The organism is Streptomyces sp. NPDC006602 (genome assembly GCF_042870385.1).
Taxonomy (GTDB): domain Bacteria; phylum Actinomycetota; class Actinomycetes; order Streptomycetales; family Streptomycetaceae; genus Streptomyces.
This window is the reverse complement of record NZ_JBIAHG010000010.1, coordinates 276,808-300,663: the sequence shown is the minus strand read 5'-3', so window position 1 is coordinate 300,663 and position 23,856 is coordinate 276,808. Positions and strand designations below refer to the sequence as shown.

General features: G+C 70.9%; 25 protein-coding genes and 1 pseudogene. 15 read left to right on the top strand and 11 right to left on the bottom strand.

The genetic code is table 11. The features are described 5' to 3' along the window. Together ACFYO2_RS25915 and ACFYO2_RS25910 are read right to left on the bottom strand one after the other, a co-directional pair. Positions 1 to 632 (bottom strand): maltotransferase domain-containing protein (locus tag ACFYO2_RS25915; RefSeq protein ID WP_388353509.1); only part of this gene is annotated, 632 nt, incomplete at its 3' end. A gap of 73 nt (positions 633 to 705) precedes the next feature. After that, positions 706 to 1,005, bottom strand: coding sequence for a DUF5133 domain-containing protein (locus ACFYO2_RS25910; RefSeq protein ID WP_388353506.1), 300 nt, complete (start codon positions 1,003 to 1,005; stop codon positions 706 to 708). Between the two features lie 330 nt (positions 1,006 to 1,335). Here ACFYO2_RS25910 and ACFYO2_RS25905 point away from each other — a divergent pair, with 330 nt between their 5' ends. Then, positions 1,336 to 1,848: a pep a2 gene (locus ACFYO2_RS25905; protein ID WP_388353504.1), complete on the top strand. Its 513-nt coding sequence runs from the start codon at positions 1,336 to 1,338 to the stop codon at positions 1,846 to 1,848. Continuing rightward, on the top strand, positions 1,848 to 3,989 hold the full coding sequence (gene glgX / locus ACFYO2_RS25900) for a glycogen debranching protein GlgX (protein WP_388353539.1): 2,142 nt from the start codon (positions 1,848 to 1,850) through the stop codon (positions 3,987 to 3,989). Before ACFYO2_RS25905 ends, glgX begins: the two co-directional genes overlap by 1 nt. A gap of 58 nt (positions 3,990 to 4,047) precedes the next feature. On the opposite strand, the gene ACFYO2_RS25895 is transcribed toward glgX, so the two are convergent. Beyond that, positions 4,048 to 4,851, bottom strand: a complete 804-nt coding sequence (locus ACFYO2_RS25895; RefSeq protein ID WP_388353502.1) for a VOC family protein — start codon at positions 4,849 to 4,851, stop codon at positions 4,048 to 4,050. Between the two features lie 166 nt (positions 4,852 to 5,017). Here ACFYO2_RS25895 and ACFYO2_RS25890 point away from each other — a divergent pair, with 166 nt between their 5' ends. Further along, a complete protein-coding gene (locus ACFYO2_RS25890; RefSeq protein WP_388353499.1) occupies positions 5,018 to 5,350 on the top strand; it encodes an ANTAR domain-containing protein in 333 nt (110 codons plus the stop codon). 22 nt (positions 5,351 to 5,372) lie between these two features. Here ACFYO2_RS25890 and ACFYO2_RS25885 read toward each other — a convergent pair whose 3' ends face one another. Next, positions 5,373 to 6,164 carry an RNA polymerase sigma factor SigF gene (locus ACFYO2_RS25885; protein ID WP_388353496.1) on the bottom strand — a complete coding sequence of 264 codons (792 nt, stop codon included), beginning with the start codon at positions 6,162 to 6,164 and terminating at the stop codon, positions 5,373 to 5,375. 402 nt (positions 6,165 to 6,566) lie between these two features. Here ACFYO2_RS25885 and ACFYO2_RS25880 point away from each other — a divergent pair, with 402 nt between their 5' ends. The 4 genes from ACFYO2_RS25880 to ACFYO2_RS25865 all read left to right on the top strand — a co-directional run bounded on the left by ACFYO2_RS25880 (position 6,567) and on the right by ACFYO2_RS25865 (position 9,385). Continuing rightward, positions 6,567 to 7,022 (top strand): MarR family winged helix-turn-helix transcriptional regulator, encoded by a 456-nt coding sequence (locus ACFYO2_RS25880; protein ID WP_388353493.1) that lies wholly within the window; start codon positions 6,567 to 6,569, stop codon positions 7,020 to 7,022. After that, complete coding sequence (locus ACFYO2_RS25875; protein ID WP_388353490.1) at positions 7,019 to 7,858, top strand: ABC transporter ATP-binding protein; 840 nt, start codon at positions 7,019 to 7,021, stop codon at positions 7,856 to 7,858. Before ACFYO2_RS25880 ends, ACFYO2_RS25875 begins: the two co-directional genes overlap by 4 nt. After that, positions 7,818 to 8,678, top strand: coding sequence for an ABC transporter permease (locus ACFYO2_RS25870; RefSeq protein WP_388353487.1), 861 nt, complete (start codon positions 7,818 to 7,820; stop codon positions 8,676 to 8,678). Before ACFYO2_RS25875 ends, ACFYO2_RS25870 begins: the two co-directional genes overlap by 41 nt. 191 nt (positions 8,679 to 8,869) lie before the next feature. Continuing rightward, positions 8,870 to 9,385 carry a hypothetical protein gene (locus ACFYO2_RS25865; protein ID WP_388353484.1) on the top strand — a complete coding sequence of 172 codons (516 nt, stop codon included), beginning with the start codon at positions 8,870 to 8,872 and terminating at the stop codon, positions 9,383 to 9,385. Positions 9,386 to 9,401: 16 nt separating this feature from the next. Here the strand turns inward: ACFYO2_RS25865 and hemC are convergent, their stop codons facing one another. The 7 genes and pseudogenes from hemC to ACFYO2_RS25830 form a co-directional block, all read right to left on the bottom strand. After that, the gene (hemC, locus tag ACFYO2_RS25860; RefSeq protein WP_388353481.1) at positions 9,402 to 10,337 is read right to left on the bottom strand and encodes a hydroxymethylbilane synthase; all 936 of its coding nucleotides are present in this window, start codon (positions 10,335 to 10,337) and stop codon (positions 9,402 to 9,404) included. Positions 10,338 to 10,461: 124 nt separating this feature from the next. Beyond that, a complete protein-coding gene (locus tag ACFYO2_RS25855) occupies positions 10,462 to 11,238 on the bottom strand; it encodes an NPP1 family protein (protein ID WP_388353478.1) in 777 nt (258 codons plus the stop codon). A 157-nt stretch (positions 11,239 to 11,395) separates the two neighbouring features. Then, positions 11,396 to 12,376, bottom strand: coding sequence for an ATP-dependent DNA ligase (locus tag ACFYO2_RS25850; protein ID WP_388353475.1), 981 nt, complete (start codon positions 12,374 to 12,376; stop codon positions 11,396 to 11,398). A 245-nt stretch (positions 12,377 to 12,621) separates the two neighbouring features. Then, a pseudogene (locus tag ACFYO2_RS25845) lies at positions 12,622 to 12,837 on the bottom strand (hypothetical protein); the annotation flags it as partial. Beyond that, a complete protein-coding gene (locus tag ACFYO2_RS25840; protein WP_388353472.1) occupies positions 12,834 to 14,264 on the bottom strand; it encodes a phytoene desaturase family protein in 1,431 nt (476 codons plus the stop codon). The pseudogene ACFYO2_RS25845 and the gene ACFYO2_RS25840, both read right to left, overlap by 4 nt. After that, a complete protein-coding gene (locus tag ACFYO2_RS25835) occupies positions 14,261 to 16,024 on the bottom strand; it encodes a DUF3556 domain-containing protein (protein ID WP_388353470.1) in 1,764 nt (587 codons plus the stop codon). Before ACFYO2_RS25835 ends, ACFYO2_RS25840 begins: the two co-directional genes overlap by 4 nt. A 129-nt stretch (positions 16,025 to 16,153) precedes the next feature. Next, positions 16,154 to 17,575: a class I adenylate-forming enzyme family protein gene (locus tag ACFYO2_RS25830; RefSeq protein WP_388353536.1), complete on the bottom strand. Its 1,422-nt coding sequence runs from the start codon at positions 17,573 to 17,575 to the stop codon at positions 16,154 to 16,156. Here ACFYO2_RS25830 and ACFYO2_RS25825 point away from each other — a divergent pair. The 8 genes from ACFYO2_RS25825 (at position 17,495) to ACFYO2_RS25790 (ending at position 23,723) form a co-directional block, all read left to right on the top strand. Further along, positions 17,495 to 17,689 carry a hypothetical protein gene (locus tag ACFYO2_RS25825; protein WP_388353542.1) on the top strand — a complete coding sequence of 65 codons (195 nt, stop codon included), beginning with the start codon at positions 17,495 to 17,497 and terminating at the stop codon, positions 17,687 to 17,689. The genes ACFYO2_RS25830 and ACFYO2_RS25825 overlap by 81 nt on opposite strands. Positions 17,690 to 17,804: 115 nt before the next feature. Further along, entirely contained in the window at positions 17,805 to 19,070 is a 1,266-nt protein-coding gene (locus tag ACFYO2_RS25820) for a helix-turn-helix domain-containing protein (RefSeq protein WP_388353467.1), read from the top strand. A gap of 181 nt (positions 19,071 to 19,251) precedes the next feature. Continuing rightward, positions 19,252 to 19,974 carry a response regulator transcription factor gene (locus ACFYO2_RS25815; RefSeq protein WP_388353464.1) on the top strand — a complete coding sequence of 241 codons (723 nt, stop codon included), beginning with the start codon at positions 19,252 to 19,254 and terminating at the stop codon, positions 19,972 to 19,974. Positions 19,975 to 20,192: 218 nt separating this feature from the next. Next, positions 20,193 to 21,422 (top strand): cytochrome P450, encoded by a 1,230-nt coding sequence (locus tag ACFYO2_RS25810; protein WP_388353461.1) that lies wholly within the window; start codon positions 20,193 to 20,195, stop codon positions 21,420 to 21,422. A gap of 53 nt (positions 21,423 to 21,475) precedes the next feature. After that, positions 21,476 to 21,673, top strand: coding sequence for a ferredoxin (locus tag ACFYO2_RS25805; protein WP_388353458.1), 198 nt, complete (start codon positions 21,476 to 21,478; stop codon positions 21,671 to 21,673). Further along, positions 21,670 to 22,878 carry an NAD(P)/FAD-dependent oxidoreductase gene (locus ACFYO2_RS25800; protein ID WP_388353455.1) on the top strand — a complete coding sequence of 403 codons (1,209 nt, stop codon included), beginning with the start codon at positions 21,670 to 21,672 and terminating at the stop codon, positions 22,876 to 22,878. Before ACFYO2_RS25805 ends, ACFYO2_RS25800 begins: the two co-directional genes overlap by 4 nt. A gap of 18 nt (positions 22,879 to 22,896) precedes the next feature. Then, positions 22,897 to 23,493 carry an SDR family NAD(P)-dependent oxidoreductase gene (locus ACFYO2_RS25795; RefSeq protein WP_388353452.1) on the top strand — a complete coding sequence of 199 codons (597 nt, stop codon included), beginning with the start codon at positions 22,897 to 22,899 and terminating at the stop codon, positions 23,491 to 23,493. Further along, positions 23,490 to 23,723 carry an SDR family oxidoreductase gene (locus ACFYO2_RS25790; RefSeq protein ID WP_388353449.1) on the top strand — a complete coding sequence of 78 codons (234 nt, stop codon included), beginning with the start codon at positions 23,490 to 23,492 and terminating at the stop codon, positions 23,721 to 23,723. The genes ACFYO2_RS25795 and ACFYO2_RS25790 overlap by 4 nt, the downstream gene beginning before the upstream one ends. Positions 23,724 to 23,856 lie beyond the last annotated feature (133 nt).

Sequence of the window (23,856 nt, the reverse complement as noted above, 5' to 3'; positions counted from 1 at the left end):
TCCGAACGCGGGAAGAACTCGTACCACGAGCCGTACAGCGCCCGCTCCCGCTCCACCAGCAGCGGCAGCGTCCGCGACGCCGTCACCAGCTCCCGAAGCGGATACCGGGCCAGGACCGCGTCCACCTCCGGCGTCAACGCGGCAGCCAACCGCGTCGCGACCGGCAGGATGTCGTCGCGCAAGGTCTCCGCGGCCGCCAGTACCGCCGTACGCTCCGGGCCCTGCGGCACCCCGGCCGCCGCCCGCTCGTGCAGGTCGGCGCCCTCCTCCAGGACCAGCCCGGTGTCGATGCCGGCCGGGACCTTGATGCCGGCCGTGCGGCGCCAGGTGGCCAGCGGGTCGCTCCACGCCTCGACGCGGTACGTCCAGCGGCCCTCGACGTCGGGAGTGACCTCGGCCCCCCAGCGGTCCGTGCCGGGGGCCAGCTCCCGCATCGGCGTCCAGGGGCCGTGCCTGCCCTCCGGATCCGTCAGGACGACGTTGCAGGCGACCGCGTCGTGCCCCTCGCGGAACACGGTCGCGGTGACCTCGAACGTCTCGCCCACGACGGCCTTCGCCGGACGCCTGCCGCACTCCACGGCCGGCCTGACGTCCCGCACCGGAATGCGGCCGATGACCTGGTTCGAACTCATGGGATGCACCTCCGTCGTGCTCGAAGGCCGGGCTCGTGGCCCGGCCGGGGATCCAAGCTGCGCCGGAAGGTCTCTACCTCCCCGCGGGGGAACGCCGGTCGGCGGCCGGCGGGCCCCGTCTGTCCCGGGCGCGGGTACCGGGCCGCTCGGTCTCCTCCCGGAGGTAGGCGGCCAGAGAGGCCCGCAGATAGCGTTCGGCGGCGTCCGCGGCCTCGCGCGCGCAGCGCTTCCCCATCAGCACACACAGGGTGTAACCCGAGTCCTCGAAAATGGCCCGAACCCCGCGGTCGGTGGGGGCCGCGAGCATCATGCGCTCCCACGCCCGGTACCGCCGCAGATGGCGGGCCACTTCGGCTTTGGCCGGCAGCAGCATGGTGCCGTTCACCTTCCAGGGGCTCGATGGCGCGTCTCCCGACCGTCGGGCGGTGGCCATGCGCGGGCGCGCTCGGATCCGTTGCGGGCATCGAGGTCTTCACACATGGTGCACGCGCAACGACTCAGCGTCTTGTTGGAGCTTCAACCACCTCATGGGTGTCAGCGACCCCCGACACCCCACCGGACCACTCGTGTTGCACGAATGGCGTACCGGACCCACTCTTGAGGTGACTCAGAAGCGATCAGTGCTCACGCTTCGTGTTCGGGACCCCGGGTCCCGCAGGGGGTGAGGGGAAGCGAGAGCTTCGCCGGTGAGGAGCGAACGACGATGAAGACCGCATCGCCCTGCTACTACCACCTCGACGTGGAGGTCAGCCCGGAACGGGTCGGACAGGTCAGGCGCATCCTGGCCGCTCACCTCCGTTACTGGGATCTGGACATCCTGGTCGAGCCCGTCTGCCGCGGTACCGAGATGCTGCTGAAGGCCATCGACGAGCACGCCACGGACAAGAACACGTCGATCGAGCTGTGGTGGAACGGCCAGCACCTCATCACCGCCATCGGTGAGAACGACTGCGACCTGCGCCCGGACCAGGACCTGCGCGGCTGTCTGGAGAGCATCGCCGCGATGAGTGACGGCTGGGGCTGCTGCGCCACCGACACCGGCAGCAAGGTCATCTGGTTCTCGCAGCGCGCCCGCGCCGGCGAGCGGGTCCCGCTCGTCCCCACGACGCCGTGGCCCAGCCTGCCCGAGGTGCTCCAGGTGCCCCGCGAGGTGCCCGTCGCGGCCCTGGCCGGACCCGCGAGCACGCCGGACGGCGTTCTGGAGGACGCGCGGTGATCGCGCGCCGACCGCAGCGGAAAGGGGTGCCCGTGTGGAGCGGGCGCCCCTACCCGTTGGGCGCCACCCACGACGGGAAGGGCACCAACTTCGCCCTGTTCAGCGAGGTCGCCGAAAGGGTCGAGCTGGTCCTCGTCGACGACCACGACCAGCACCTCGCCGTCTCGATGAACGAGGTCGACGGCTTCGTGTGGCACTGCTACCTGCCCGGTATCGGGCCAGGACAGCGATACGGCTTCCGGGTGCACGGCCCCTGGCAGCCGGCCCTCGGCCACCGGTGCAATCCGGCCAAGCTGCTCCTGGACCCGTACGCCCGGGCGGTGGACGGGCAGGTCGACAACCACGCCTCGCTCTTCGAGCGGAAGGCGGACGGCCCGTCCCCGGCCGACAGCGCCGGACACACCATGCTCGGCGTGGTCACCGACCCGGCCTTCGACTGGGGCGACGACCAGCCGATCGGGCGGTCCTACGCCGACAGTGTGATCTACGAGGCGCACGTACGGGGACTCACCCGCACCCACCCCGACGTCCCGCCCGAACTCCGCGGCACCTATGCGGGTCTCGCGCACCCGGCGGTCGTCGAGCACCTGACCTCGCTCGGCGTGACGGCCGTCGAGCTGATGCCGGTGCACCAGTTCGTGCAGGACGGCGTGCTCACCGACCGCGGCCTGTCCAACTACTGGGGCTACAACACCATCGGCTTCTTGGCGCCCCACAACGCCTACGCCGCCCACGGCACTCGTGGCCAGCAGGTCACCGAGTTCAAGCAGATGGTCAAGGCGCTGCACGCGGCCGGCCTCGAAGTGATCCTGGACGTCGTCTACAACCACACCGCAGAAGGCAACGAGAAGGGCCCGACCCTTTCCTTCCGCGGCATCGACAACGCCTCGTACTACCGCCTCGTGGACGGCGACTGGGGCCACTACTACGACACCACCGGCACCGGCAACAGCCTGCTGATGCGGCATCCCTACGTACTCCAGCTGATCATGGACTCGCTGCGGTACTGGGTGACGGAGATGCACGTCGACGGCTTCCGCTTCGACCTCGCGGCCACGCTCGCCCGGCAGTTCCACGAGGTGGACCGGCTGTCGGCGTTCTTCGACCTGATCCAGCAGGACCCGGTGATCAGCCGCGTCAAACTCATCGCCGAGCCTTGGGACGTGGGGGAAGGCGGCTACCAGGTGGGCAACTTCCCGCCCCTGTGGTCGGAGTGGAACGGCAAGTACCGGGACTGCGTGCGGGACTTCTGGCGCGGCCAGCCGCACACGCTGGGCGAGTTCGCCTCCCGGCTGACCGGTTCCGCAGACCTGTACCAGCACAGCCGGCGCCGCCCGCGCGCCAGCGTCAACTTCGTCACCGCGCACGACGGGTTCACCCTGCGCGACCTCGTCTCGTACAACGACAAGCACAACGAGGCCAACGGCGAGGACAACCAGGACGGCGAGAGCACCAATCGCTCGTGGAACTGCGGTGCCGAGGGCGAGACCGACGACCCGGCCGTCCTCGACCTGCGCGCCCGTCAGCAGCGCAACTTCCTGGCCACGCTGCTGCTCTCGCAGGGCATCCCGATGCTGTGCCACGGCGACGAACTGGGGCGCACCCAGGGCGGTAACAACAACGCCTACTGCCAGGACAACGAAGTCTCCTGGATCGACTGGCGGCTGACCGAGGACCAGGAAGCCCTGAACGACTTCACTCGGTACGTCATCGGTCTGCGTGCCGGCCACCCCGTGCTGCGCCGGCGCCGCTTCTTCCGCGGGGAGACCGTGACGCACGCGGGCCAGCCGCTGCCCGACCTGGTGTGGCTGCTGCCGGACGCACGCGAGATGACGGACGAGGACTGGCAGCGCTCCGACGCCCACTCCGTCGGCGTCTTCCTCAACGGCGACGCCATCGCCGAGCCCGACCCGTGCGGCCGGCCCGTGGTGGACGACTCCTTCCTGCTCCTGCTCAACGGCTACTGGGAGCCGGTGGACTTCCTCCTGCCGGACGTCACCTACGGCGAACGCTGGACGACCCTGATCGACACCGCCGAGCCGCAGGGCGCCGACGAGGCCGAGCACAAGGCGGGCACGAAACTGACGGTCGAGGCGCGCAGCCTCGTCCTGCTGTCGAGGCCCTCGCGCAAGCCCCGGTGACGCCCCGCGGGCAGGAGTGGCCCTGGGCCATCCACCCGGGGCCGCGATCCCGCGCCCGTCAGCGTTCGCGTCGCGAGGTCACCGTGAACTGCGCGCCGTCGGGGTCGCGCAGGACGGCCTCCTCGCTGCCCTTCGACAGGACGCTGCCGCCGTGCACCTCCGCGGCCCGCACACAGGTCGCCACGTCCGCGACCGTGAAGTGGACCTGCCAGTGCGGCCGGATCGTGGGATCGGGAGCGGACCCGAGCGCACCCGACTCGATGCGCGCCACCACGGCGCCCCGGCTGCGCAGCACGACCTCGCCGCCCTCGTACTGGACCTCGCAGCAGCCGGGACGGTCCGACGCCCAGTCGAGGACCTCGCCGTAGAAGATGGCGGCGTCGAAGGCGTCGCGCGTGTGGAGCTTGATGAACGCGGGCTGTGCCTCGCGCCAGCTCTCCCAGTTCGCGACGAGCTCACCCTCCCAGATCCCGAAGGTCGCGCCGTCCCGGTCGGCGAGCAGCGCCGCCCGCCCGGGCGGGAACGACAACGGCCCCACCGCCGCCGTACCGCCGCGCTCCTGGGCCCGCGCCGCCGCCTCGTCCGCGCTGGGCACGGCGAAGTACGGCGTCCAGGCCACCGCCATGTGCCACATGGAGGCCACCGCGGCGATCCCGGCCACCGGTGTGCCGTCCGCCAGTGCGACCCGGAAGCGGTCGCCGAGCTTCAACTGCTGCCACTCCCAGCCCAGCACGGCCGAGTAGAACTCCTCGGTGGTCTCCTGGTCGTGGCTGGTCAGGCTCACCCAGCAGGGCGCGCCGAACACGGAATGCGTGGACAGCACGTTCTTGGTGGCGCTGGGTGGTCTCACATCGTGGTTCATGGCGTTCGTGTCCTGCTCTCGTCGGCCGGGGGCCACAGCTCTCGTCCCAGTGTCCGACCGGAACCGCTCGGGGCGCCTGCCGAGTACCCCGGTGGCGGCACCGAAACGGTGGCCTGGCCGCGTCCCGTCCGGTGGCGCGGGGCCGGACGAGTGACAGGATGGAAGCGTGTCAGCTGTACCGGACGAACCCGCCGACCAGTCGGACCGCATCTTCGAGCTGCAGGAAGAGATCGACCAGCTCAAAGAGGCTGTGGCCTCGCACGCCGTCGTCGACCAGGCGATCGGCATGGTCGTCGCGCTCGGCAGAGTCACGCCCGACCAGGGGTGGGAAATACTGAAGGACGTTTCCCAGCACACCAACATCAAGCTGCGCAATGTCGCCGAACTGATCCTCCTGTGGGGCCGGGCCGGGCAGATGCCCCCGGAAATCCGCGCCGAGCTGGAGGATGCCCTCGACCGCTACGGCCCCACGCAGATTCCGGGGATACCGCCGGAGTGACGGCGGCGGCTCACACGGCGGCTCACTTGGCCTCGGTGAGGATCTCCTCGCGCAGCCGGTCGAAGCAGCTGCTGAGCAGCCGGGAGACGTGCATCTGGGAGATGCCGAGCTGTTCGGCGATGTGGCTTTGGGTCATGCCCCGGAAGAAGCGCATGTAGAGGATGGTCCGCTCGCGCTCGGGGAGCGCCTCGAGGCACGGCCGGACGGCCACCCTGTCGACGACGGTGTCGAAGGCCGGGTCCGGGCCGCCGATCGCGTCACCCAGGGCGTACCCCTCGGTGCCGGGCATCTCGGCCTCCAGCGACAGCGCGGTGAAGCACTCCAGGGCCTCCGTCCCGGTGCGCGCCTCGTCCTCCGTCATGCGCGCGAACTCCGCGATCTCGGCGAGCGTGGGCGCCCGGCCCGCAGTCGTCTGCGACAGCTCCTTCGTGGCCTGACGCACCCGGTTGCGCAGGTCCTGGACGCGGCGCGGAACGTGCAGCGTCCACATGTGGTCCCTGAAGTGCCGCTTGATCTCGCCGGTGACGGTCGGCACGGCGTACGCCTCGAAGGCGCAGCCGCGTGCCGGGTCGTAGTGGTCTACGGCCTTGACGAGGCCGAGGGCGGCCACCTGGTAGAGATCCTCCAGGGATTCCCCGCGCCCCCGGAAGCGGACGGCGATCCGCTCGGCCATCGGCAGCCAGGTCTCGACCAGCTCGTCGCGGAGCGCCTTGCGGGCCGGGCCGGCGGGCAGGCGCGCCAGCCGTGCGAACTCGGCGGCGGTGTCGGGGGCGTCGTCGTGCGGGTGCGGCTTCGTTCTGCCAGTGACAGGCATGGTGCGCGCCTCCCTCAGCAGGTGCTGGTGGGACAGAACCGGGGGGGCGCGGACTCGGACCTGGCGGAGGACACCGCGGGTCGGCGGGCCCGCTCCCACGACGTGCCTCCTGTCCGAAGCACTGAATTGCGCATTCCCGCGGCAGGTGGCGCCGAAACAATTCCGTGAATACGTCCGCGAATACGATGACGGCGTGCGACCGCGTGATTCTGGAACGTTGAAAATGCACCAGAATTACAGCCGGAGTGGCACGTGGCGGCACGTTCTGAAATCTGGGGAATCCGCTGGGTGATATCGCGGCCGCCGAGGCCGGTGGCGGCGGCGGGCGGCCTCGTCCCGCCTGTGCGCCTCTTGACCAACCCTTGGGGTCCGTTATCTCTGTTACAGAGGTAATCTCGTGGTGTGGAACCAGAGACCTTCCCCGAGGAGCTCGCCGACGCGCTCGTCGGCGTCCAGCGGCTGATCCGGCGCCGCCTGCGCCGGGACATGCCCGATCCCCGGCTGCGCGGCGCCGAGGTGGAGTTGCTGCGGCTCGTCGTGGACCGGCCCGGCATCGGGATCTCGGACGCCGCCAAGGAGCTCTGGCTGGCGAGCAACTCGGTCTCGACGCTGGTCAACCAGCTGTCCCGGCAGGGCTATCTGGAGCGCGAGACGGACCCTGCCGACCGGCGGGCCGCGCGACTGCTGCCCACGCCCGCGGCCGAGGCCCGGCTGAGCGAGTGGCGCAAACGCCGCGCCGACCTCGTACGACGCCAGGTGTCCCGGCTCGACGCCGCGGACCGGGACGCGCTGCACGCCGCGATCCCGGCCCTGCGCAAGCTCGCCGTCAATCTGCACGAGGAGGCCGAGGAGTCATGACGCGGGACGATCGAGGGGCCGTCGCCTGCACGGGGCTCACCTACTCCTTCGGCCAGGCCAACGCGGTGGACGGGCTCGACCTGTCGGTGGCGCAGGGCGAGGTCTTCGGGCTGCTCGGACCCAACGGCGCCGGCAAGACCACCGCCATTCGTTGCATCACCACCCTGCTGCCCGTCCCCGCCGGGATGGTCCACGTCTTCGGCCGCGACGCCGCCAAGGAGGCCATGGCCGTACGACGCCTGCTGGGCTATGTGCCGCAGCAGCTGTCCGCCGACGCGGGCCTCACCGGCCGGGAGAACATCGCCCTCTTCGCCCGGGTCTTCGACGTGCCCCGCCGCGAGCGCGCCGAGCGCGTCGCGCAGGCCCTGGCCGCCGTCGATCTCACGGAGGCCGCCGACCGGCTCGCCGGCACCTACTCCGGCGGCATGATCCGCCGCCTCGAACTCGCCCAAGCGCTGGTCAGCGCGCCCAGGCTGCTGATCCTCGACGAACCGACCATCGGCCTCGACCCGATCGCCCGCACCGACGTGTGGGAGCACATCAACGCCGTCCGCGCGGCCACCGGTATGACGGTGCTGGTGACCACGCACTACATGGACGAGGCCGACCACTACTGCGACCGGGTCGGCCTGATGCACCGGGGCCGTATCCGGGCCCTCGGCACCCCCGTCGAACTGCGGCGGGGACTCGGTGAGCGCCGGGGCGCCAAGGCAACGGACCCGCTGCCCACCCTGGAGGACGTCTTCCGTGACGTCGCCGGCAGTGGTCTCGACGACCAGTCAGGAGAGTTCCGCGATGTCCGAAGCACCCGCCGCACCGCAGGCCGCGTCGGCTGACCGCGCCCGCGACAAGGGCATCAGCCTGCTGCTGAGCCCGCCCGAGCCCCGCGCGGGCTGGCGGCTGCTGCCCACCCGGATCGTGGCGATGTGCGCCGTCGAACTGCAGAAGCTGCGCCACGACCGCACCGAGCTGTACACCCGCGCGGTCCAGCCGGCCCTGTGGCTGCTGATCTTCGGTCAGACCTTCACCCGCATCAAGGCGATCCCCACCCCCGGCGTCCCCTACATCGACTACCTCGCGCCCGGCATCATCGCCCAGTCCGCGATGTTCATCGCCATCTTCTACGGCATCCAGATCATCTGGGAGAGGGACGCCGGCATCCTGAACAAGCTCCTCGTCACACCGACCCCGCGCTCGGCGCTGATCACCGGCAAGGCGTTCGCGGCCGGCGTGAAGTCATTGATCCAGGCCGTCGTCGTCATCGTCATCGCCGCCCTGCTCGGCGTGGCGCTCACCTGGAACCCGATCAAGCTGCTCGGCGTCGCGGCGGTGGTCGTCCTCGGGTCCGCCTTCTTCTCCTGCCTGTCGATGACCATCGCCGGCATCGTCCTCAGCCGCGACCGGCTGATGGGCTTCGGGCAGGCGATCACCATGCCGCTGTTCTTCGGCTCCAACGCCCTCTACCCGCTGTCCGTGATGCCGGGCTGGCTCCAGGCGGTCAGCAAGGTCAACCCGCTGAGCTACCAGGTCGACGCCCTGCGCGGGCTCCTCCTGGGCACGCCCGCGCACCTGGCGCTCGACTTCGCGGTGCTGATCGTCGCCGCCGCGCTCGGCATCACCGCGGCCTCCTCCCTGCTCGGTCGGCTGGCCCGCTGACCGACGCGTCCGGAAAGTGATGTGCGGCACGCGCGCGAATCCGGCCGTCCGACCGGTCGGCGAATTCTTCCTGCGCACGGCTTGATCAGCGATCAAGGGGACGAATTCGCTGGCCACAGCGCATTCTGCTCATTTGACAGTGCGCGGAGCACACAGATAAGAAGCAGCTCTCTGAGGTCGAGAGGTGGATTGTGTACGAGCCGAATGTGGTCGGGGACTGGCAGGAGTACGACGAGCATGCCGGTCTGCGTGTCCGCGTCCACCGCCTGGAAGCGGCCGAGCCGCCGCGGGGACGGGACGACGCCGCCGAGGGGCTGACGTATTTCCGGGTCCGCGTCACCGTCGAGAACCGCGGCAGCCGGCACGCCACCGTCCACCTGGAGGACGGTCAGATCGATGTGCGCATCGGCCCCGACGGGGAGAGCGCGTTCATCGACTGGCGCAATTCGCAGTTCATCGAGGGCTTCGACGTCTACCCGCTGCGGCGGGCGACGGCCGTGCTGTACGCGGCCGGCCCGGAGGCGTCTTTGAGCCAGGTGGACGTCCAGGTGCAGCTGCGGGCCGACGACGAGTGGGCCGAGCGCCGGTTGTGGGCGGGCGGCATCGGACTGCACGAGCAGGCGGCCGGCTCCGGTGCGGTGCGTGACGGGGTCGCCTGCCAGGTGAGCAACTTCCTGCGCGACCAGGCCGAAGAGGGCACTGCCTGACGCGGACCGCCGCTGATCAGTGCGGGATGCCGTCGATGATCTCGCGGGCGCCCTGACGCAGCAGGGCCACGGCGACCGAGGTGCCGAGCGTCGCCGGGTCGAGGCGGCCCGCCCACTCGTGGGCGTTCAGCCGGGTCTTGCCGTCCGGAGTGAACACACAGGCCCGCAGGGACAGCTCGCCACTGCGGTCCACGCGCGCGTACCCGGCGATCGGGCTGTTGCAGTGCCCCTGCAGGACGTGCAGGAACATGCGCTCCGCGGTCGCCTCCCGATGCGTGTCCGGATCGCCGAGCCCGCTGACCGCGTCGATGAGCTCGCTGTCGCCCTCCCGGCACTGCAGGGCGAGGATGCCCGCGCCGATCGGCGGCATCATCGTCTCGGGGGAGAGGACCTCGCTGATCACGTCCCGCCGGTCGATGCGCTCCAGGCCGGACACCGCGAGCAGCAAGGCGTCCGCCTCGCCGGCCGCCAGCTTCGCCAGCCGCCGGTTGGCGTTGCCGCGGAACGGCACGCAGTCCAGCTGCGGATGGGTGGCCGCCAGCTGCGCGACCCGGCGCACCGACGAGGTGCCGATCCGGGTTCCGTCCGGGAGCTCGTCCAGGGTGAGACCGCCTGGGTGGACGAGGGCGTCGCGGATGTCGTCCCGCTTCAGGAACGCGGCGAACGTCGTGCCCGCCGGGAGTGGCCGGTCGGCGGGCACATCCTTGACGCAGTGCACCGCGAGATCCGCCTCACCGGCCAGCAGCGCGGCATCCACCTCCTTGGTGAACGCCCCCTTGCCCTCGACCTTGGACAGGTCTCCCATCCACTTGTCACCGGTCGTCTTCACCGGCACCACCGCGGTGCGCACCCCGGGATACAAGGCCGCCAACTCGGCGCGGACACGCTCCACCTGGGCGAGCGCCATGGGCGAGTCGCGGGAGACGATACGGATCAGTTCGGGCACCGACATGCGGCCACGATAAACCCTCACGGGGGTCCGTCCGTGCCGTACCGCCCGACTCCGCACGCCCCCGGATCGGCCGGCCCGGCGTGCCGAGTGCGGGCGGCGCCGGGCCGGCGGACGTCTCGGGCGGTCAGGCGTTCGGGTCGAAAGTGATCCCGGACGGCTTGGCCGAGGACAGGTGGGCGTTGAAGTTGCCGTCCTTGAGGCCGAAGTTGGCGCTGCCGAAGTCGTAGGCGCTCAACTTGTCGCGCAGGCCCGACGGGTAGCCGTTCCAGCCGACCAAGGGCGGATACTGCCAGGTGCCCTTGTGGTTCTCCGGCGGCTCGTCACCCGAGTTCGCGAGCCGGAAGCAGTGCGTGCTGACGCCGTCCTTGTGGTAGACGATCTTCGCGTGCGTGCCGTCGAAGCGGACCCCGGACGCCGCGGTCACCGTGAAGGAGCCGTGGTTGGAGGTCGAGACGTACTGGACCTGGTTGTTCTGCACCCACACCACGACATGCTCCCAGTCGTGGCGGTGCCCGCCCAGGCTGCTGCCGGCGACGGCCTGGTCCTTCTCGAAGTACAGGCCGTACATGTAGGCGCACCAGCCGTTGTTGCACTTGTAGCGCGAGTAGCTGTTGGTGTTGTCGAGGTCGGAGGCGTCGCGGCAGCTGCCGTTGAGGGCGCCGGTCGGGTTGAGGCCGCCGTTGACCGTGCCGTCGGGGCCGATGGCGGGAGTGGAGTAGCAGCCGTCCGTGTCGTAGTCGAAGGCCGGCTGGTACGTCTTCTCGACTGCTTCGGCGTTGGCGGGCAACGCCGCCGGCGGGGCCGCGAAGGCGGCGGTGGGGAAGGCGACGACGAGAGCGGCGGCGCCGGCCAGGCCGGTGAGCCATCTCCTGCGGTGTGCCTTGAACGACGGTGACGACACTGCGTCCTCCTCTGGTCCGGGCGCAGCCCAACGGCTGTGGGGGTAAGGGCAGTTCAGCTTCCCCGCTTTTCATGTCCGCGCCAAGAGGTCGCAGGCGACTCTCTGGTTGCCGCCGCACCAACAGTTCGGATCTTGACGGAATGTCAGACCCGGAATGTCACACCATGTCGTCCGGCAGGTCGGCCGCCGACTCCTCGGGCGCGAGGTCCGGCCGCAGCCGCAGCCAGGACGGCTGGCGCAGTATCCCGGCCCGGGTGCGCGTGCTGTAGCGGACCTCGCCGACCAGCCGGGGCAGCACCCAGTGGGCGCCCGCTACCCGCGGCACCGGGTCGAAGGGGCACACGTCCGTCTCGGCGGTCCGCAGCAGCGTGGCGAGTTCCTCCCGCTCCGCCTCGCTCCAGCCGGTGCCCACCCCGCCGACGTACCGCAGCCGCCCGGCGGCGCGCTGGCCCACCAGGACGGCGCCGGGCAGACCGGTGAGCCGTCCCTTGCCGGGCAGCCAGCCACCCACGACGACGTCCTCACTGCGCATGTTGCGGATCTTGATCCAGGCACGCGAGCGGACACCGGGCTCGTACGCCGAGTCCAGCCGCTTGCAGACCAGGCCCTCCAAGCCGTGCTCGAGGGTGGCCCGCAGCGCCTCTTCGCCGTGGCCGACGAGCGCGCCCGGAGTCGACCAGTAGGGTCCGGCCAGTCCCAGCTCTTCCAACGTCGCCCGCCGCCGGACGTAGGGGAGGGAGATGAGGGAACGCCCTGCCAGGTGCATGACGTCGAACAGCACCAGGTGGACGGGTACCTCCGCCGCCCGGCGCGCCGCCCTGCCGGGTGCCTGCACCAGGCCCATGCGGGACTGGAGCAACTGGAAGTCCGCGCGGCCCTGTTCGTCCAGTGCCAGGACCTCCCCGTCCAGCACGGCCGGGGTGGCGCCGAGCGCGTGGCCCAGCGGCAGCAGCTCGGGGTAGGCGACGGTGACGACCTCACCGGAGCGGGCGCGCAGCACCACGCTGTCGTCCCCGGCGAGATAGACCACCACCCGCTGGCCGTCCTGTTTGGTCTCGTACGCCCACCGCGCGTCCTGCGCGGCGGGCGGCAGGGTGCCGGGCGTGGCGAGCATGGGAGGGATCAGCGGGAGGCTCACGGGTCAGTTGTCGACCGGCGCGCCCACCCCCACGCGCCCTCCCGGCAGGTTTCCCCTGAACGGGCGCCGCCCGGCGTCAGCGGCCGGTGGTCGGCGGCAGGGCCCGCACCAGGCCCGACTTGCGGGCCGTGACCACGAGTTGGGGCGGTCGCGGGCGCCCGGCTCGGTCATCGCCCGGTGCGCACGGGCGTGCGGCCAGCGGCTGACGAAGAGCTTCCCGCCGAGTTCCTCGTCGGAGTGCCCCTCCGTCGGTGAGCCGTCGCACCGGACGGCCCGAACGACGCGGTGGGCAACTGCTGCCCCGTGCAGCCAGAGGTCGCCACGAAGACGACTGGGCCGGCACTTCGCGGTCACCGTGCCGAGGTCGGCCACCGCCCAGAGGCCGCGACTGCGCCCTCTGGCACCACCCGCTGGAACAGCTCCCTCTTCACCCCCGGTGCCGCCCCCCGCCTCGGCGTCAAGGGCCCCAGGTCCGCCCTTGAAGGTGGCGCAGAGCTCGTGCGGCGGCGTGGGCTCCGCACATTCCGTGTGCGCCGGGGCCGGGCGGGGTGGCCGCGGAACACAGGTAGTGGCCGGGCAGACCGGTGTCGTACGGGTGCAGGGTGGGCCGCGGGCCGAACAGCAACTGGGGGATGTCTTTGGCGCCAGTCATGATGTTGCCGCCGACGTAGTTCGGGTTGTACGCGGCGAATCCGGGGGTGGTGCGCACCGCGGTACCGACGATCCGGTCCCGGAACCCCGGGGCGAACCGCTCGATCTGCGCGGTGATCGCTCCTGAGGCGTCGCCGGACCAGCCGGCCGGTACGTGGGCGTAGCTCCACACCGGGTGCACGTCTCCGGCCGACCGCGAAGGATCGGCCAGATACTGCTGGCCGACCAGGACGAACGGCCGATCCGGCATCCGTCCGGCGTGGATGTCCCGCTCCGTGGCCGCGATCTCGGCGTACGTGCCGCCGACGTGCACCGTACCGGCCCGCCGCGCCGCTTCGGCGGTCCAGGGCACTCCGCCCTCGACCGCGAAGTCGACCTTGAACGCCCCCGGGCCGTACCGGAACCGCCGGTAGGCACGGGCGACCCGGGGCGGCAGCCGGTCACCCAGGATGTCGGCCAGTGCGGTGGGCGCCACATCCCAGAGGGTCACGTCCGTGGGCGGCAGTTCGGAGGCCGACCGCACCCGCACGCCCGTCTCGATCTTCCCGCCGAGGTCGGTCAGCAGCGCGGCCATGGCGTCGGTGATGCGGCGTGATCCGCCGGCGGCCACGGCCCAGCCGTGCCGGTGCCCCGCGGTGAGGATGCCGAGTCCGACGGCGGCGCTCAGTGGCCGGTCGAGAGGGTGGAAGGCGTGTGCCGCCACCCCGCCCCACAGTGCCCGCGCCTCCTCGGTCGCGAACGCCTTCGCCAGCAGCGACGCGGGAGCCAGCGCGGGGACCCCGAAGCGGGCGAGTCGGACGGGGTGCCGCGGGATGCGCAGCAACGGGCCGAGGATGTCCGCGCCGAAGGTGTCGTATGCCGCCGACGGGCCGTCGAACAGCCACCGCCAGCGTCGGCCGTCGCCGCCGAGACCGACCGCGGTCTCGGCGACCGAGCGGTGCAGCACCCCTGCCGTGCCGCTGTCCAGGGGATGTACGCAGTCGATCTCCGGCAGCGCCCACCGCAGCCCGTAGCGGTCCAGGCCGAGCCCGCTCAGGAACGGCGAGCCGACGGCCATCGGGTGGACGGCCGAGCAGTGGTCGTGGAGCAGCCCGGGAAGGATCGCCTCACCGGAGCGGGTGCCGCCCCCGATCTCGTCGGCCGCCTCAAGGACGGTGACCTGTACGCCCTCCCGGGCCAGGGCGATGGCGGCGGCCAGCCCGTTGGGGCCGGCGCCGACCACGATTGCCTTACTCATGTCGTCAAGCTTTCCACCGTGCCCTGCCCCACCACCGGCGACGACTGCTCGCGGGTCCAGGTCACGTCGAGCGGGATCGGGCCGTTCGGCAGCCATGGCTGCTCCTTGACCGCGTCCGCGACCTTCCACGTACCCCGCTCGACGACCCCGAGCGCGGCGTCGATCACCTGGTAGTGCTGCACCTTGCGGTGAATGGCCTGCGACTCCACCCATACGACGATCCACTCGCCCGGGGCGAAACCGACCCGGGACTGCACGGCGTTGACGAGGTCGATGTTGTGCAGGTGGCCGTCGCCGAAGTTGAACCCGATCAGCGAGTTGCAAGCGAACTCGGCTTCGCGCACGGTCCGTTGGTCGAGGTCGGGAAGGTTCTTCAGGAGGACGGAGAACAGGCCGCGGCCCTGGCTGTGCATGGACCGCCAGGCGATCGTCTGCTGCATGGTGATCTCGGCGACCGCCGACGGGTAGCCCATCGTCTGGAGCTGGTCGACCTGGTTGGTGGTCGGGCGGTGCGGCAGCGAGTTCAGCTTCTGCTCCGCGCCCGGCGCGAAGACCCACAGCGCGGAGGCCCAGTTGCCCGCGTACTGGCGCATCGAGGGAAGGAACGACACCAGGTCCGGGCGCAAGTTGCCCAGCACGGGGAAGAGCAGAAGTGCGGCGGCGATCCCGGCGGTCAGCCACGGCGAGGACATGTCGCCGACGCCGTAGCCCTCCTGGGCCGGGAAGCCGAGGAACAGGAAGACCGACAGGTACGCGAACAGGATGTTCCACTCCAGCGGCACCGCCAGCGGGAACGTCGAGACGATGAAGAGGTGGAAGACGACCATCAGCGCCACGCCGGCGACGGTCAGCCAGTGGTTCGTGGAGAAGAGAAGCACCAGCGGGGTGATGATTTCCACGGTGGTGCCACCGACGTGCGCCATGAAGGTCGCGACCCTCGACGGGCGGATGTCATGGGGGAAGTCGCGGTAGTGGAGGAGCTTGATCCGCTTCGACGGGACACAAGGGCTGTTGGAGACCATCGGCGACACCACGTTGGTGAAGTGGAGGCCGAACTTCGACACCCCGGCGCCGATCCACACCACGCAGATCAGCAGCTTCGCCGCGACGATCATGTCGGTGAGGGACAGGACGGCGAAGAACGCAAGTGCGGGCAGGTACTGCTCACCGCGGGCGGCCAGGAAGAGCGTCTTGTCCCGCAGGCCGCACGCGACGTACAGCACGATCGGCGCGATCAGCAGGGCCGGGCGCACCAGTCCGTCGGTGGGCACCGCGACCGCTGTCAGCAGGGACGCCAGGAAGGCCAGGTAGAGGACGACATCGGCCACCGTGCGGCGGTCGCCGTCGGTGAACGGCACCCGCTTCCAGGGACGCAGCCGGATGGTGCCGGGCCGGGCCCAGAACAGGATGCCGCCGGTCATCGGCTTGAACTTGCCGGCGATCGGGCCCCAGGAGCCGGCCACGCCCAGCGCCTCCAGGAAGACCGTCCAGAGCAGGAGCTTCTGGTAGACGGCCGGCTGGTCCCACCAGTGGGCGACGTCCCAGAAAGGTCCGGCGTCCGAGGTCCAGGTCACCAGGGCCGTACCGGCGAGGACGTACAGGAAGAGGACCTTGACCACGTACGTGGTCGGAATCATCTTCGGGGAGCCGAAACCGTACTCCACCCAGTGCAGGGCCAACGTTTTCATGCGTTCCTGAAGGGGCTTGTCCAGGAATGTGTCCGGATCGACCGGGGGGAAGTCGCCTGTTTTGAACCCCATAGTTCTCGCCTTTCTCGCACCGGTTTTCGGGCGTGCTGATCCACACCCGGAATGCACAAGAAATGCCCGGGTGATGTGGGGTATTACGGGATGATGTGGGGTAATGCGGGGTGGTGCTGGGTGATTGCTTTACGAGCTCACGACGAATGAGCGCAGTCGGGGTTTGTCGATCTTCCCCACCGGGTTCTTCGGCAGCGACTCGATGACCACCACCGACACCGGTACCTTGACGCGGGCCAGCGAGCCGCGGCAGTGGACCACGAGCTCCTCGGCCGTGGCGGCGGCACCCGGCAGCAGCGTGACGTACGCGACCGGCACCTCGCCGAGCACCGGTTCGGGCGCGCCGACCACCGCAGCTTCCAGCACCGCCGGGTGGGTGTGCAGGACGTTCTCGATCTCCTTGGGGTAGATGTTCTCTCCGCCTCGGATGATCATGTCCTTGATCCGGTCGACCAGAACGAGATGGCCGTCCGTGTCGAAGCGCCCGACGTCGCCGGTGTGCAGCCAGCCGTCGACGACGGTCCTGGCCGTCTCGTCCGGCAGCCCGAGATAGCCGCGCATGACGTTCGGGCCACGGACCACCACCTCGCCCACCGACCCGGCGTCGAGGAGATGGCCCTCGGCGTCCATCACGGCGACCGTCTGCCCCGGCAGCGGGAGCCCGACCGTTCCCGGCTTGCGCGGCCCGGCGGGTGGGTTCAGCGTCGACGCGCAGGTGCCCTCGGACAGCCCGTAGCCCTCGACGACCGGCACCCCGAACCGGTTCTCGAACCGGGTGATCAGCTCGGCGGGCATCGGCGCGGCCCCGCAGATCGCCCGGCGCAGCGACGAGGTGTCCGGGCGTACGTCGTCCGGCAGCGAGACGAGCATGGCGTAGATCGCCGGTACGGCCGAGAAGTACGTCGGCCGCGCGGCCTCGACCGAGGCGAAGAAGTCCGACGCCCGGAAGCGCCCCGCGATCGTCGCCCGCCCACCGGCCAGCAGGGGCGACAGCACGCTCACCACGATTCCGTTGACGTGGAACAACGGTAGAACCAGCAGGCTGTGGTCGGTCTCGTCCAGACCGATGCCGTCGACGATCATCCGGCACATCGCGGCGATGTTGGCGTGGTCGAGCATGACGCCCTTCGGGCGGCCGGTGGTCCCGCTCGTGTAGATGATCAGGGCGAGGGCGTCGGAGGCGGGGGAGATGGCGTCGGGGGACTGGGCGTCGGAGGCGGGGGAGACGGAGTCGGGGGCCTGGGCAGCGGTGCCGGCGAACGCGGCCACGTCCAGGGTTCCCGTGCCGCGGGCGTCGGTGATCACCACCTTGGCTCCGGAGTCCTCGATCTGATGGCGGGCCTCGTCATCGGTCAGCCCCGGATTCACCGGCGTGACCGCGGCGCCCAGCCGCCACGCCGCGAACATGATGACGACGAGTTCCAGACGGTTCGACAAAGCGACCGCCACCACATCGCCGACGCCAATTCCGTGAACGCGGAGGACACCGGCCGCGGATCGGACACGTTTCAGAAAAGCGTCGTTGTCCAGCTGCTCACGATCATCCGCGATACAGGGTCCGGTGGGATTCCGGCCGGCCCGGACGTCCGGCAATTCGGCGATGTGCTGCACGATTTCCTCACCATTGAGTCGCGCCGCGACGAAGGTAATAGGCAAACGCAATAACTGAAAGGTAGGCAGGGGATACGCGTCCGGCCATGGGCTCGCGTCCCAGCCCGGACCCACCTTTTTGTGCCGCCGTCACAAAGCGGGAGGCGGACGTCTCGGGTACGGTCCGGCCATGAGCGCCGCCCATGTCAACGTCGACGTGATCGTGCGGGACGTCGCCAGGCGCACCCAGGCCGATCTCGAGAACCTCACCGCCGAGATGACCTCGATGTTCGTCGAACTCATCCCCGAGTTCCGCCACGACGACGCCGTACGACGGCTGATGGTCGCCAGCACCGCGTCGAACCTCGCGGCGATCTTCGACATGCTGGCGCTGAACATCTCCCTCGACGACATCACCGTCCCACCGGCCGCCGCGCAGTACGCCCGCCGCTTCGCCCAGCACGGCCTGTCCCTGGAGGCACTGCTGCGCGCCTACCGCCTCGGCGAGCACATGCTCGTCCAGCGGGCCATGACCACCCTCGGCCGTCTCGACCTGCCCACGGATGCCGCCCTGGCCGCGACCAGCCAGATCGCGCGATTGACGAACCGGTACATCGACCAGGTCATCGAGGGCGTCATCGCCATCTTCGAGGACGAACGCAGCCGGTGGGACGCCCGTTCCGACGCGGCCCGCGCCGCCCAGGTCCGGGCCGTGCTCGACACCGAGGGGCTCGACCTCGCGTCGGCCGAGAAGATGCTGTCGACGTCCCTGCGCGGCTGGCACCTCGCCGCGATCATCTGGACGCAGCCCGGTTCACCCGACCCGGACGCGTCCCAACTGCGCGCCGGCGCAGCCATGTTGTCCGCGGCCACCGGCAAGGCTCCACTGACGATCTCGGCGGACGAGCGAACGCACTGGGCCTGGATCTCGTCAACCGCCAAGCCGACCATCAACCTCCCCCTGCTCGAACACGAACTGGGCAAGCACCCGGCACTCCGGATCGCCGTCGGCGACGACCCGTCCCCCGGGCTCGACGGCTTCCGGCAGACCTTCCGGGACGCGCAGCGCGCCCGCACGGTGGCCGTCACCGCGGCCGATCCGCACCGCGCGCTCGTCCTCCACTCCCGGGTCGCGCTCGCCGGCCTCCTCGTCGATCACCTCGCCGAGGTCAGGACGTGGGCCGGACGCGTCCTCGGCGGCCTCATGCGCGGCGACGACGCCACGCTCCGCCTGCGCGAGACCGTGCAGGTGTTCCTGGACGCCCAGGGCAGTTTCACCGACGCCGCCGCACGCATGCACGTCCACAAGAACACCGTCCACTACCGCGTACGCAAGGCCGAGGAGATCCTCGGCCACCCCCTCACCGAGAACCGCCTGGACATCGAGGTGGCCCTGCTGGCCTGCGCACAGCTCGGAATCGGGGGAGTGGGCACACAGACGGCCCGCGACAACTGATCACCGAGGGCACGACGCCGCCACCGGCCTCGTCGACGCGGTCGTCGGCATGTGGCCGGCGCCGGTCACGTCGGGTTCCTGACCGCTGCCGTGCCTCGGTGCGGACCGTCCTGTGCTGTCCCTTGGTGCCCGCTGTCCTGAATTGATTGAGTCAGGCAAGCAGAGCGGTAGGGTGAGCCGCATGTACGGCAGCACCCGTGAGAAACCGGCGCTCGCCCGCGGCTCCGGTCAGCATCTCCTGGTCGTCGTCGGTGAGCCGGACGACGCCGAACTCCTCTCCACCACCCTTGAGTTGGCGGGCTACCGGATCAGCCTGGCCGACACCGCGACCGAGGCGCTGGCGTGGCTCGGCCAGGGCCGGTGCGACCTCGTGGTCCTGGACGCCGCCCTGCCGGACGTGGAGAGCCTCGGCCGGGACCGACCCGTCCTCGCCCACCGCCCGCCGGTGCTCGTCCTGATCGCGTACGACTCCCTGGACCGGCTCGTGCCCGAACTGGGCCTCGGCGAGCGGGACTACGTCACCAAGCCCTTCCGGATGGCCGAGGTCCTGGCCCGCGTCCAGGTCCTGCTGCGGGGTGCGCGACCGGGCCCGCCCCGGGACGGCGCGCTCGGCTACCGCGACCTGGTGCTGGACGACACGCTGTGCGAGGGGCGCCGCGGTACGCGGACGCTCGACCTCACGCCTGCCGAATACCGGCTGCTGCGTCATCTCCTGGTCAACGCGCACCGAGTGCTGTCCAAGGAGCAGATCGGCCGGTATGTCTGGGGCGACCACCGCGGCGACAACGCCATCGAGCAGCTTGTCTCCCGGCTGCGGCGCAAGGTGGACCGGGAGGCTCCCGTGCTGATTCACACGCGCCGGGGGTTCGGCTACTGGCTGGGGCGTGCCGACGCCGAGGCCTGACGCAAGCGGCCGAGAGGCGGATACGTCTGGTAACTCACTTATAAGACAAGGGAGTTGGCCATCACCCCGCGGTGTGTGATCTGGGTCACGTCAGCTTTCTGTCAGGAAACTGACGGGAAGGCGTCAGCCCCCTCTGTTTGCATGTGCTCATCGAGGCCTCGACCACTTCACCCCGGCGCTCCGCCCGCCGAGCGGAGCCCCCCACCCCGAGGAGAACCATGGCCGACACCCTGACCGGTTCCGCGCCGCAAGCGGCCGCGCCGGTCCCCGAGTTCCCGATGGCGAGGGCGGCGGGCTGTCCCTTCGACCCGCCCCCCAACCTGCGGGCCCAGCAGGACGAGGGCCGACTCGTCAGGGTCCGGCTCTGGGACGGCAGCACACCCTGGCTGGTCACCCGCTACGAGGACCAGCGCGCCCTGCTGCTCGACCCCCGGGTCAGCGCCGACATCACCCGCCCCGGATATCCGCTCCAGGCCCCCAGCAACGGCAAGAACAACATCAGCTTCATTCTCATGGACGACCCGGAGCACGCCCGCCTGCGCCGCATGGTCACGGCCCCGTTCGCCGTGAAACGGGTCGAGGCGCTCAGGCCCGGTGTGCAGAAGATCGTGGACGACCTGATCGACGACATGCTCGCCGTCGGTGGCCCCGTCGACCTGGTGCAGGCGTTCGCCCTGCCGGTGCCCTCGCTGGTCATCTGCCGACTGCTCGGAGTGCCGTACGAGGACCACGACTTCTTCCAGGAGAACAGCAAGATCCTCATCACGCGGGAAGCGGCCATCGAGGACCGGATGGCCGCCCACGGGAAGCTGCTCGGCTATCTCGACGAGCTGATGGGCGAGAAGCTGGCCCATCCCGGCGACGACCTGCTCTCCGGGCTCGTGGAGCGGGTCGAGTCGGGCGAGCTGTCCCGGCAGGACGTCGCCCAGATCGGCGTGCTGCTGCTCCTGGCCGGCCACGAGACCACCGCCAACATGATCGCCCTCGGCACGCTCGCGCTCCTCGAACACCCGGACCAATTCGCCCTGTTGCGCGACACCGAGGACCCCAAGCTCGTCGCGTCGGCGGTGGAGGAGCTGCTGCGCTACCTGAGCATCGTGCACGGCGGCCGGCGCCGGGCGGTCCTGGAGGACATCGAGATCGCCGGACAGGTGATCCGGGCCGGCGAGGGCGTCATCATGCCCAACGACATCGCCAACCGCGACCCGGACGCCTTCGCCGACCCCGACCGGCTGGACATCACCCGCGACGCCCGCCGCCACGTCGCCTTCGGCTTCGGCGTCCACCAGTGCCTCGGCCAGCCCCTGGCCCGCATGGAGCTCCAGGTCGTCTACAGCACCCTCTACCGCCGCATCCCGACCCTGCGCCTGGCCGCCGAGGTCGACGGGTTGCCGTTCAAGCACGACGGCTCGGTCTACGGCGTCTACGAACTGCCCGTCACCTGGTGAACCCGCTGCCGACGGACAGCCCCCCACGGAAAAAGAAGAACGAGGTACAGATCATGCGTGTGGAACTGGACGAGCCGAAGTGCGTCGCGTCGGGCCAGTGCGTGATGGCCGCCCCCGCGGTCTTCGACCAGCGGGACGAGGACGGCATCGCCTTCCTGCTGGACGAGAAGCCCCCGGCGGACTCCCTCGACGACGTGCGCGAGGCCGTGGCGATCTGCCCGGCCGCCGCCATCCGCCTGGTCGAGCAGTGAGGCGGATCGTCGTCGTCGGTGCCTCGGCCGCCGGACTCGCGGCGGTCGAGACACTCCGCCGCGAGGGCTACGACGGCACGCTCACCCTCGTGGGCGACGAACCGCGGGCGCCGTACGACCGCCCGCCCCTGTCCAAGCAACTGCTGGCCGCGGAGTGGGAGTCGGACCGGCTGGCCCTGCGCACCCCGGACGACCTGGCCGGGCTCGGCCTCGACCTGCGGCTGGGCGTGGCCGCGACCGGACTCGAACTCACTGAACGCACGGTGGAGTTGGCCGACGGCTGTGAGGTGCCGTACGACGGACTCATCGTGGCCACCGGCGTCCGGCCGCGCCGGCTGCCCGGCGAGGGCGCGCACGTGCTGCGCACCCTGGACGACGCCCTGACACTGCGGGAACGGCTCACGCCGGGGCGGCGCCTGGTCGTCGTGGGTGCCGGTTTCCTCGGCGCGGAGGCCGCCGCCGTGGCCTGGCGCCTCGGCGCCCACGTGACCCTCCTCGAACCCGCCTCCGTGCCGCTGGCCCACGCCGTCGGCACGGAGGTCGGCGAGGTGCTGTCCCGGGCCCACGTGGAGCGGGGCGTGGACCTGCGCTGCGGCGTCACCGTCACCGAGGTGACCGAGGACGGCGTGCGGCTCGCGGACGGCGAGGTGATCGACGCAGACGAGGTGCTCGTCGCTGTCGGCTCGCTGCCGAACACCGAGTGGCTCGACGGCAGCGGACTGCCCGTGGGCGACGGCGTGGTCTGCGACGAGTACTGCGAGGCCGCCTGGGGGTCCCCCCGGCCAAAGGTCGGGGGAGTGTACGCGGCCGGTGACGTGGCCCGCTGGTACAACCCGCTGTTCGGCACCTCGATGCGCGTCGAGCACCGCACCAACGCCGCCGAACAGGGCATGGCCGCCGCCCGCAACCTCCTCCGCCCCGAGGCCCGCAGGCCGTTCGCGCCGGTGCCGTACTTCTGGTCCGACCAGTACGACATGAAGGTCCAGGCCTACGGCTTCCTGCGCGGCCACGACGAGGTGGCCGTGGTGGACGGGGACCTGGCCGAGCGCCGGTTCGTCGCCGTGTACCGCACCGGCGACCGGGTGAGCGGCGCCCTGGCGGTCGGTATGCCTCCCAAGGCGATCCGGGCGTGGCGGCGGGCGATCGCCGCGGGCGCGGCCTGGAGCGAGGTCGTGAGAACGGAGGTCCCGGCAACCGGGGCCTGACAACAAGGAGGTTGTCCCATGGTGGGTCTTCCGTACGACGCACGCCGTGACGTGGTGGTCGTCACCGGGGCCGGAGGCATCGGAACGGCGGTCGCGCGTCGGCTCGGCAGCGGCCGCACCCTCTTCCTCGCCGACGTCTCGCGCGGCCAACTCGACCGGACCGTCGCCGCGTTGAGCGCCGAGGGCTACGAGGCGCACGGCATGGTGATCGACGTGTGCGACCGCGCGTCGGTACGGAAGCTCGCCGAGGCCGCCGCCGGTGAGGGGCGGTTGGCGGCCGTCGCGCACACCGCGGGCGTCTGCGCCGCGATCGCCTCCGCGCGGACGAACTTCGAGGTCAACATGGTCGGCACCGCCCATGTGATCGACTGCTTCGAGGCCGTCGCCACCCGGGGCACCTCCCTGGTGTGCGTCGCGGGCGTCGCCGGCCACTACGCCACCCTCTCCGAGGAGGAGGAGTCCGCCCTGGCGACGACGCCCGCCGAGGAACTCCTCGAGCTGGACGTCGTCGCCAGGGCCGGGGACGACGCCGTGCCCGCGTACTCTCCAATCGTGCCGTCCAGGTACGGGTCCAGGCCGCCGCGCTCGCCTGGAACCTGCGCGGCGCCAGGGTGAACACGGTCAGCCCGGGCGCCGTCGCCACGGCGATGACGACGGCCGAGGCCGACTCGGTGTACGGGGAGCACCTGCGGAAGATGCTCGACGCGTGCGGTGCCGGCCGCGCCGCGACACCGGCGGAGATCGCCGACGTGGTGGCGTTCCTCGCTGGACCGGATGCGCGGTACGTCACGGGCACCGATCTGGTGGTCGACGGCGGGCAGAGCGCTTGGGCGCGGTGGCACTGAGGGGCGTGGGGGGCGCCGGCCCCCCCCCCCCCCCCCCCCGGCAGCGGCCGAAAGGGCACGGTGTGACCGGGGGCTCCGCCGGGCCCGGGGCGGCCACGGAGGGGGGGGCGGGGGGGACCCACAGCAGGTTTGG